Origin of the sequence: Rhodopirellula sp. JB055, assembly GCF_043100905.1 — a bacterium.
Classification (GTDB): Bacteria; Planctomycetota; Planctomycetia; order Pirellulales; family Pirellulaceae; genus Rhodopirellula.
In genome coordinates this window covers 1-10,650 of sequence record NZ_JBICHO010000082.1, presented here as the reverse complement: position 1 = coordinate 10,650, position 10,650 = coordinate 1, and the positions used below count along the sequence as shown (strand labels likewise).

Here is a 10,650-nt window from a genome sequence, read left to right as displayed (position 1 = left end):
AGCCGTGGGGGCGGCCGCGATCGCGGAAGCTGCGATTGCGGCACCGAGTCCCGACGAAGCCCCGATTCCCATCATCGATTGCCACATTCATCTCTTTGACGCATCTCGGCCACAGGGCGCACCCTACGTTGGCCCGGGCGGCGATTCTCCCACCACCGCCCTGCCGGCTGACTATCGCGAACTCGCCATTCCACTTGGAATCACCGGTGCAATCAAGGTCGAGGCCAGCCCGTGGGTGGAGGACAACCTCTGGGCACTGCAAGTCATGCAGCCCGACGACATGATGCTGGGACTGGTCGGCAATCTGCGGCCAGAAAAACCGGACTTCGCTGAACTACTCGTGCGACATGCGAAGAACCCTCTGTTTCGAGGCATCCGCTACGGAACCCTGTGGGGATACGATCTGACGAAGGTGATCGAGGACGACGTGTTCATGAAAGGGATGCGATTGATGGTGGATCTCGATCTGGCGTTGGATGTTGCCAACCCATCCGTGCGATTGCTGGAAGCGGTCGTGAAGCTGAACGAAAGTTTGCCTGAATTACGCATCGTCATCGATCACCTGCCACGATTGGAACCAACCGCCGCCAACCAAGCGGCTTACGACAACGTTCTGAAAGACCTGCACCATCGACCGAATGTGTTTGTCAAACTCTCGGGCTTGATACATCGCATCTCAGGCAAGATCGTGAAAGATCTTGAGGTGCATCGTCCAGGACTGGATCGACTGATCGACGTGTTTGGAGACGACCGAATCCTCTTCGGCAGCGACTGGCCCAACAGCGACCGGGCGGCTCCTTTGAATGAAGTCGTGGGGATCGCGAAAGAATACTTCGCTGACAAACCACGTGAGCTCCAGGAAAAGTACTTCTGGAAAAACTCCCTCGCAGCCTACAAGTGGAAACCGCGAGAAGATCATCGAAAAGGCGTCGTTGACTAACATGCCGGAGCGACTGCCGCCTTCCCCGTTCTTTGTCTATCTCCCATTCAAACAATTTGTATGAAGACAACTGCCTGTCTGTTGCTGGTCCTTCTGACCATGTCGAATATCGCGCACAGCGATTGGGATCTCCACGTCGCCGCTGATGCGACTACTGGTGGTGACGGAAGTGAGAGCCACCCGTTTCGATCCTTGACCGAAGCCCGCAATGCGATCCGTCAACGCCGGATTGATCGACCAAGTGAATCCGTTCGGGTTCTCGTGGGAAATGGTCGCTACGAAATCACTCAGCCGTTGACCTTTGAAGTTGACGATGGGAACGTGACTTACGAAGCCGCACCGGGGACAAGGCCGGTGATCTCAGGAGGTCGTCTGATTTCGGCTCAGTGGGCGGAGGGCAAAGGGGGCACTTGGACGGCGCAGCTTCCGCCGGAATGGCGTTTCGAACAGATGTGGGTCAATGGGCAACGGGCTGTCAGAGCACGCGAACCGGACAACTTTTTTCACTACATGGTTGGATGCCGAGAGCAATCGATCGACGGCGGCAGGCGCGCTCGGCAGACAATCTCGGTGCGTCCCGAAGACATCGCCAGCCTGGATGGACTCACTCCGGAGGAGATTCAAGAAGTCCAGATCCTGGCGTTTCACAAATGGGATACGACCCGCCGATTTCTCGACAGCGCTGACGCGAAAAACGGCCAGTTGGTCATTTCGGGTCGGAAGATGAAAAGTTGGAACCCGCTGACACGCAACACGGGTTACGTCCTGGAGAATTATGCGGCGGCACTCGACGAACCGGGGGAGTTCTTCCTGGCACCGGGAGGAAAACTCAGCTACCGGCCTCGTGCGGGTGAATCGATGCAGGGAGCTGAGTTCATCGTGCCCGTCTGCGAAAAGCTGGTTGTGATTCAGGGTAACTCGGCAAACGACCGGTTCGTTGATGGTCTCGAATTCCGCGGCATCGCGTTCCGACATTGCGGGCTGCTCACGCCGCGATCCGGCTTTGATCCATCACAAGCAGCCTCTCCAATCGAGGCCGCGGTGCAAATCGACGGAGCGACCAACGTCGTTTTCGATCATTGCGAAATTGGTCACACAGGTGGGTATGGCATCTGGTTCCGCAAAGGTTGCTCGAACAGCGTCTTCAAACATAGTCATGTGCATGACCTGGGTGCGGGGGGAGTGCGTGTTGGTGAGACAAGAATTGCATCGAACGAATCGGAATGGACTCACGACATCTTTGTCGACAACAACATCATCTACGATGCTGGGCATCTTTTTCCATGTGCGGTCGGCGTTTGGATTGGCAACAGTGGTGACAACGAAGTCACGCACAACGAAATTTCTAACATGTACTACACCGGTGTCTCTGTCGGTTGGCGTTGGGGATACGACCGAAGTCTGGCGACAGGGAATCGAATCGAAAACAACCACATTCATCACCTCGGTAAGGGGTGGCTGAGTGACATGGGCGGCATCTACACGCTGGGGCCGTCGCCCGGAACAGTGCTGCGGGGCAATCGGATCCATGACATTGAATCGTGGGGATATGGCGGATGGGGTCTGTACAACGACGAAGGCAGCACCGGCATCTTGCTGGAAAACAACCTGGTGTATCGCACCAAGTCTGGCGGCTATCACCAGCACTACGGCCGCGAAAATTTGATCCGCAACAACATCTTCGCATTCGGTCGCGAGTACCAAATCCGGCGATCTCGAGTTGAGAATCATCTTTCCTTTCGGTACGAGCAGAACATCGTCCTATGGGATTCCGAGAAATTGTTTCATGGCAACTGGGGCGATGACGGTGTTGAAATTGCTGGCAACCTTTATTGGCGAATGGGCAAACCGGTTGAGCTTGGAAAGGCCGATACAAGTGACAGTTCCATTGTTGCGGATCCGCTGTTCGTCGATCCGTTGAACGACGACTTTCGTTTTGCCGATCCATCAGTCGCGAAAAAGATTGGCTTCCAGCCATTCGATGCATCTGAGGCAGGCGTCTATGGTGACGAAGCATGGAAAGAGCGAGCCAAGTCGCTTCCGATGCCGGAGATGCATCAGGCACCCTCCCCTCCGCCGCTCACCTTCCGTGAAGACTTCGAGTATGGCGAACGTCCGGTTGGCTCATCCATTTCGGTAACGCCGGAACTGGGTGGGATTCAGGTGATCGAGACTCCCGTGGCAAGAAGCGGGACAAAGGTCTTGCAGTTCACCGACACGCCCGGTCAAACGCAACGCTACTATCCGATGCTGACACTCAGCCCCAAGCACAGTGAAGGCACGACGAGTTGCCAATTCGCGATCCGACTTGGAAAGAACTCTGTGTTCCAGCATGAGTGGCGAGATTCCAGCCACCCGTACCGAAGCGGCCCCAGCCTGTGGTTTGAAAGCGGCAAGTTACGTTCTTCGAATCGCGTTCTGACGGAACTCCCAATCGACGAGTGGATCCTGATCACGGTCACCGCCAAACTGGGAGAGGATGCGGGCGACTGGAGCGTCTCGGTTTCGATTCCCAACCAGCCAACCAAAACGTTTGACCGGTTGCCGCTCGTGAACGACAAGTGGAACCAACTCGACTGGTTGGGGTTTGTCAGCCAAGCGGACACCGATGCGGTGGTCCTTCTCGATGACCTGCAATTGAGTCAATCGGAGTGAGCAAAGATCCAGGCGTTCAAACGGCCCTGAGCCTTTGGTTGTTCACCGCTTTGCAAATTTGCAAAAAAGCGTGACGCAGTGCAGCAAGGACTCGTTGGCAGCTACAACCGGAAAATCGGGAACTTACGTCACCCACAGTGGCGTTGGCTGGCGCGAGATAGCAAGTCGAAGTGAAGTCAAAATCTTCATGCTGCATTCGCGGATTGATGCGGCTGTAACGGATGAGGCAGAAGGCGAGAGGCTTTCACGCTGATTTCTGATCACAACTAGGTTGAGATGTCAGCCATCGCTTTGAAACGTGTCATGGTTTTTCGACTCTTTGTCGTCATTCTCGCAACAACTCTTGGTTCGCACTGCCCCGGCTGCCATGACTCGCATCAACACCAACGTTTCGTCGTTGGTTGCTCAGAATCGTCTTGCCTCGAGCAACCAGGACCTTCAACAATCGCTGACGCGATTGTCAACTGGATTGCGAATCAATCGCGCATCCGACAACCCGGCTGGACTGCTTGCGGGAGAAACACTGCGTAGCGAGATCACCGGACTGACGAAGGCAATCAGCAGTACCACGCGTGCGAGTCAGATCATCAGCACGGTCGACAGTGCCCTCGGTCAAGTCAGCAATTTGCTCAATGACGTCCGTGGCCTGGTCGTCGAAGCGGCCAATACCGGTGGGATCTCCAACGACGAAATTGCTGCAAATCAATTGCAGATCGATTCATCGTTGGAAGCAATCAATCGGATCTCGCAATCAACGACCTTTCAGGGCCGCAAACTGCTCGACGGATCGCAAGACTTCGTGAGCAACCTTTCGGATGTCCCCAGTGTAGCGGACTATTCACTCGATCAAGCAAATCTTGGCGCGACCGGAAGTCTCGATGTTGAGGTGAACGTGAGCGCTGCCGCGGAGAAGGCGAACGTTTCAGTTGACGGAGGGGCCTTTGATCCACCGCTCAACGGCGATGCGGTCGCCACCAGCAAATTGGAAACCAACACGTACTATCACCCGGTGCTGAACAACAGCGGAATCCGAATCACAGGGGATTTTGACGCGGTTGAATTTGTCGACGATGGCAGTTTCAATTCCATCCCTACCGCTTCGATCTCCGCTGGCGTACTGACGTTGCGATACGACTCGTATGATCAATTGCACCCCATTGGTTTGAGCGCGTCGAGAATCGATTCACTGCCCGGCATCGAAGCTGAATACGAGGGCGGCTATCTCGAAAACACCCAACAAACAGGCGGTGTCACGCCGGTTCATGCGGGTCTCGAAGTCCGCCGCAGTGATGGTGGAGACATTTCCATTGCCTACACAGATTCTGGAGACGCAGCGACAACAGCGACATTCGACGAACAGACCAGCACCGTGACCGTCGCGTTAGGAACCGACGAGACCAAAAAAGGCTTTGTTGACATTGCGCAAGTCATCAACGACTTGCCCACGCTCAGTGACGGCGCTGATTTGAGCGCGCAAGTCATCGACAGCGACGGAAACGAAGTGAGTGGTCCTTCACAACGTTTGAATCTGGTCGCGGACGATTTCAACACCAACATCACCAACTTTGTTCCCAAATTGAAAGGGAACTTGGTCTACGAGCTGAAAGGAAGTGGTGGTAGCGAAACCTTTCAGTTTTCCGCAGGCACCACCGTGGAGCAAGTCGCTGAAGCGGTCAATCTGGTGGGCGAGTCGACTGGAGTGGTTGCCAACACCGAGGGAGGGCTGTCCTTCGCCAGTGAAACGTACGGTGGCGATGCACTGATCGCGATTGACGTGATCGAAGAAAGCGACGGTGGGACGTTTGAAAGTAGCTTGAGCTCCGCGCGTTCCGTTGGCAGCGATATCCAAGCGACCATCAATGGTTTGACCGCGGGAGGCAGTGGCAACAACTTGTCGCTCAACACTTCGATGTTGGACTTGGCCATCACCGTGAAGGACGGTAGTGACAGCAATTTCAGTTTCAGTGTCTTGGGCGGTGGAGCGACATTCCAACTTGGGCCAGATGCGACCAGTGCGCAGCGCGCGTCGCTTGGCATTGGCAGCGTTTCTACAGGGAAACTTGGTGGAGCGTCCGGTCGGCTGTATGAACTTGGCAGCGGCCAGTCCAAATCGCTCACCAACGATGTTCACGGTGCGGCCAAGATCATCGACGAAGTCATCAACAAGGTCGCTGGAACACGTGGGCGGTTGGGGGCGTTTCAAAGCACCACTCTCGAAAGCAATCTGGTGTCACTCAACGAAGCCAGAGCCAATCTGCAAGAGGCAGATTCTTCCATTCGCGATGCCGACTTCGCCCAAGAATCCGCGAATCTGACTCGTGCGCAAATTCTCGTCCAATCCGGCACCAACGTGCTGTCGCTGGCCAACCAAAACCCGCGAAACGTTTTGTCACTATTGGGATAGCGAGCTCGTCACGGCCGCAAGCAATGACCATCGATTCAATCAGCTTTCCAACCAATCTTCGACGTAGAGTTGCTTGATCCACAGCATGCTGACAGCGAACATCGGCGTCGCGAAAACGATGCCCCAAAAACCAAAGATCAAACCTCCGATGATCTGAGCCAAAATCACCATCGCCGGTGGAAGTTCGACTTGGTGTTCCTGAACCATCGGCGTGATGAGATAACTTTCGATGGTTTGGATCACAACGTACAGAACGAGAACGCTGATGAGTGCCGTCGAGCCCTGTTGCGACGACAGCAGCAACGCAGGCACGACAGCAGCGATGCCGCCAATGTTGGGGATAAAGGTCACCAAACCAGCGAACACGCCCAATTCCAGTGGCATTGGCACGCCAATCACGGCCAACCCAATCCCAAACACAATTCCAACCAAGGCCATCGCGATCAGGCGTCCAATCATCCAACGCCACAACAGGGTGGAGGATTCCGACAACAGATTCGATGTCTTCTCACGCCAACCGGTCGGCAGCATCCGGATCGCCCCCACTCGGTACTTTTCAGGACTGATCGCGAAGTAGATTGAGAGGAAAAGCAGGATCAACAAATCCGCCATCCCACCGAACGCGGAGGTGAAGAAGTTTTTGGCCAGCCCAATGGATTTACCCGAGGAAGGCATCATCGAAGTCAGTTTCGCATCGTCCTGCAAGTGATCCTCTACCAGAGGTTGTTCCTTGACTGATTCAAAAGTTTCCTGGACAGAATTTTCAATGCGGTCTTTGAATTGAGCTGCTTTTTGTGCCGCCGAGTTTGCAAACGAGTACATCGTTAGACAGGACAGTACTGCGATCGTGGAAATCACCAAACCGACTCGCATGTTTCGTGAAAGATCCAACGGACTCAAGCGTCCAAGCAGATCGGCCAGTTGGTTTAGAACAACCGCGATCAGGACCGATCCAAAGATCAACGGCAACAGATTTCGGGCGACGTAGAGCAATCCAGCGACTGCAATGACCAGCAAGACAATGCCGCTGGCCAGCAGGACGCGTCGCGTAAATGCGGTGTGATCCATCAGGACTCACTTTCTTCGGTTTGGGTGGAGTGGTGATCGTCTGAACGGCTTCTTTCACCGACCGATTCAGTCGACTGGAAACCAATGTGTTCAGGGTTTTTGAATGTCAACGTTCGGTATGGGAAAGGAATCTCAATTCCCGCGTTGTCCAAATCACGTTTGATGGCAGCGACAACTTCATCGCGACTGCGACGGAGGTCGAGTGGACGGGAACCGGTCCACCAAGCGACTTCGAAGTTGATGCTTGAATCCGCGAATTCCTGAGCAAACACTTCGACCGTGCGTTTCCCTTGAACGGAATCACATGACTGGACGGCTTGCTTGATCACATCACGGGATTGATCGACGTCTTCGTCGTAGGCGACCCCACAGGTAATTCGCACTCGTCGCTGAGGTTGGCTGGTGAGCACATCGACATTGTTCTTAAACAGACTGGCGTTGGGCACGACCGCCAATTCGCCGTCCATTTTGCGAATCAGCGTGTTGCGGATCGTAATTTGTTTGACTTCTCCGGTCACTTCGCCAGACGAGATGTAGTCACCTCGGTCAAAAGGATATCCCCACAGGATCAGAATCCCCGCAAAAAAGTTCTCGAAAATGTCCTTGAAAGCAAAACCGATGGCAACCGAACCGAGTCCCAACACAGTCAGTGCTTTTGAAGGAGTCATGCCGGGAAACGCCACGACGGTCGCGACGAGCAAACCGATGACCCAAATGGCAATCGAAGTCAGTTGATCGATCAGGTCTTTCAGACTGGTTCGCATCCCGCGTTTGTCCAGCAATCGATGGACCGTCCAACTGGCCAGTCGCGATAGCAGAGATGTTGCAATGACGACGATCAAGGCGGCGAAAAGCAGAGGGGACCGAATCAAAAAGTCGGTCCAAAGAGAATGCAAGGAATGCGTCACGACGTTCCTGGTGGACACCAGATCAACGGCGCTGTTGATCGACAGCTCGTTGATAACCGCGACCACACCTTCGGTGTTTCTCGCGACGGTTTCGGCCCACTGCCGATGCTCTTCCGTGTCGGCTTGTCCACGCATGGTCACGATGCCACTTTCCAGATTGACCTCCGCATCGGTCAGCCACCCGCTGGATTCGGCGGCGGCAAAGATTTCTGCCAACCTTTCGCGGATGGCTTCATCATCGACGATGTCTTCCACCGCAACCGTTTGCAGAGGCGCGTTGGCTTCCGTTTCCGCTTCGGAATTGCTGGCGTCTTGAGCCTCAACCGCATGAGGTACCAGCGCCAACGCGAAAATCGCGAGCAAGAACACGGCGGACCGCAAACCGCCTTCCTCGATTGCAAATCGAAATCGGCCTCCTTCGGGATCAGGATCATTCTTCATGGTCGTGGGTCTGTTCAAGGGGTTGGAGGGTGGCTTCGATCAGTTCGTTAAGCATTTTGCAATTGGATACGGAAAGCACGCGGTTCATGGAGGCAATGAAATACTGCGACACATTGCGATCGTCCTGAACATAGGGGATGAGTTGCCCCAACATGGAATCCACGAAGTCCTTGCGTGTCACCGCGGTCGTGATGATCCGCAGTTCTCCTTCCGAATCCATGCGATAACGAGTGGGGAGTTCACGCCGAGACAATTGAACCAAACCGTCGGACAGCCAATCGATGCACTGCATGGCGGTGAAGGGGTCGTTGACGCCTGGTGAGAGCGCACGTGTTGCCACTTCCACAAATTCGTTGAGGATGAAGAACACGTCTTGGGTGGGCGTTCGTGAAAAACCGATGGTGAATCCGCGTCGAACTTGGTCGGAATGATCCTCGTTCCAATCAATCGTTCGGGTCACTTCGGCGAGGAATTCGCCGCGACAAATGAAATCACCCGGACGTTTTTTCAATCGCACGACCGCCTGGTATTTCTTCGCAAAGCTCATCAGTTCATCCTCGTCGATTCCCTGCAAGTAACCGGTTACCGAGGAAGGCACCGCGTGCAAAAAATCTTTCGCGAGCGTCGGCGGTTCCTTGTGTTCATCCAGAGGAACACCAAGAGTCTCCGGGTAAAGCTCATCGAACTTGGCGGACATGTCCGTTGCCAACCTTCGCAGAACAGTCGAGATATGAATGCTGTCGGGAACATGGTGAATGAAGTAGATCAGTTCACCGACGCTGGCGATGGTCAAGATCAAACTGACGAACAATGACAACTGGGGAACAAAGGCTTCGACGGTCATGTCCCAACTCTCGGGAACCGCTTCGCCACGAACCACTCGCAGCACCAGCAAGCAATACAAGAAAGTTGCGACAAACGTCCCCAGCGTGATCTGATTCCCACGGTCTCGCATGAAGTTGTCGAGCAAACGCGGCCCGAAGTGCGAGGTGGCATGCGACACGGCCAGAATCGTCAACGAAAACGTGACACCAGCGACGGTGATCATCGAGCCCGCCACCGTTGCCAATAGCGCGCGAGCACCGTCGGGTTGGTTCATCGACGTGAACCAGTAATCTTGCAACCAAGCATTGCCAAGGGAACGATCGATCCAGATCGTCACTTGAGAGAGCACGATCGCGGAGAACACCATCCACGAAGGAATGAACCAATAGCTACCTCGGATCCGGTAAACCAATTGTTGCAGGTAAGCTTTCATGCGATCAGGTTCGCCTCACCTTCGACAATCTCGTCGTCCTCGGTGGCACGCAAGACTTCGCTTTGTTCGGCCTTCAAATCGCCTTCTCCGACGGATTGGGTGGGTTCCATTTTAGACCGTGATGCTTTGGGAACCGGAGCGGATGCAGTCGGCAACTGCTCCACCATTTGCACTGGCACGCCGCGTGGGAAGACCAATTCGCGAGCCTCATCAGGCATCGTGATTTCTGCTTCGGTGAGCTGCTGTTTGACCAGACGGATGACGCTGCTGCTGACCTTCAAAGGCGAGTGAGTCGTTTGGTCGAACCAGTAGAAGACTCGCAAGTTGACGGTCGCGCTGCCGAGCGATTCGACGATTGCAATCGGTGCCGGATCATCGATGACAGCAAGATGGTCATTCAGGACGGACATCACGATTTCCTGGGCTTCGACGATCGAATCTTCGAATCCGATTCCAACCGTGAAGTCCTGTCGACTCAGTGGAGTGGCCGTGTAGTTGGTGATTTTCCCTTTGTACACGGTGCTATTGGGCATCTGGATTTGATTGCCTTCCAACGTGTTCAGGACCGTTCCACGTGTGGTGACCTTTCGAACAAATCCTTTGGCTCCTTCCACTTCGATCAAATCGCCCACGCGAAAAGGATGATTGAGTGAGATCAGGATGCTGGCCAGGTAATTTTCGGCGATGTCGCGAAACGCGAACCCGAGGGCCAGACCGACCAATCCGGTGCCGCCGAGCAGGGTGACTGCCAACCGGGTCAAACCAGACACACGGAGGGCAACGTAGATTCCGACGATGAAGATTAACACGCCGACCACGTTGCCGAACACTTGCCGCAAAAGCGAACTGTCGATTCGCGATCGCGAAAACCAACGTGTCATCCCAGCGCCGACTCGTGCCAGGAAGTACGACAGGATGGCAACCGCCAAGGCGACCAATACCAAAGGCAAGACCCCCGTCGCTTCGCGGCCAAGTT

General features: G+C 54.7%; 7 protein-coding genes. 3 read left to right on the top strand and 4 right to left on the bottom strand.

Going from position 1 to position 10,650, the window contains the following annotated elements:
- The 3 genes from ACF8AM_RS03140 to ACF8AM_RS03130 all read left to right on the top strand — a co-directional run.
- Positions 1 to 940, top strand: a 940-nt coding sequence (locus ACF8AM_RS03140) for an amidohydrolase family protein (RefSeq protein ID WP_392554234.1), incomplete at its 5' end; no start/stop codon positions are given.
- A 99-nt stretch (positions 941 to 1,039) separates the two neighbouring features.
- Positions 1,040 to 3,595, top strand: coding sequence for a right-handed parallel beta-helix repeat-containing protein (locus ACF8AM_RS03135; RefSeq protein WP_392554236.1), 2,556 nt, complete (start codon positions 1,040 to 1,042; stop codon positions 3,593 to 3,595).
- A 367-nt stretch (positions 3,596 to 3,962) separates the two neighbouring features.
- Positions 3,963 to 5,999 (top strand): flagellin, encoded by a 2,037-nt coding sequence (locus ACF8AM_RS03130; RefSeq protein WP_392554235.1) that lies wholly within the window; start codon positions 3,963 to 3,965, stop codon positions 5,997 to 5,999.
- 39 nt (positions 6,000 to 6,038) lie between these two features.
- Here ACF8AM_RS03130 and ACF8AM_RS03125 read toward each other — a convergent pair whose 3' ends face one another.
- From ACF8AM_RS03125 to ACF8AM_RS03110, 4 genes are all read right to left on the bottom strand, one after another.
- The gene (locus ACF8AM_RS03125; protein WP_392554233.1) at positions 6,039 to 7,067 is read right to left on the bottom strand and encodes an AI-2E family transporter; all 1,029 of its coding nucleotides are present in this window, start codon (positions 7,065 to 7,067) and stop codon (positions 6,039 to 6,041) included.
- On the bottom strand, positions 7,067 to 8,416 hold the full coding sequence (locus tag ACF8AM_RS03120) for a mechanosensitive ion channel domain-containing protein (protein ID WP_392554232.1): 1,350 nt from the start codon (positions 8,414 to 8,416) through the stop codon (positions 7,067 to 7,069). Before ACF8AM_RS03120 ends, ACF8AM_RS03125 begins: the two co-directional genes overlap by 1 nt.
- Complete coding sequence (locus ACF8AM_RS03115; RefSeq protein ID WP_392554231.1) at positions 8,406 to 9,674, bottom strand: DUF2254 domain-containing protein; 1,269 nt, start codon at positions 9,672 to 9,674, stop codon at positions 8,406 to 8,408. Before ACF8AM_RS03115 ends, ACF8AM_RS03120 begins: the two co-directional genes overlap by 11 nt.
- Positions 9,671 to 10,650 (bottom strand): mechanosensitive ion channel family protein (locus tag ACF8AM_RS03110; RefSeq protein WP_392554230.1); only part of this gene is annotated, 980 nt, incomplete at its 5' end. The genes ACF8AM_RS03115 and ACF8AM_RS03110, both read right to left, overlap by 4 nt.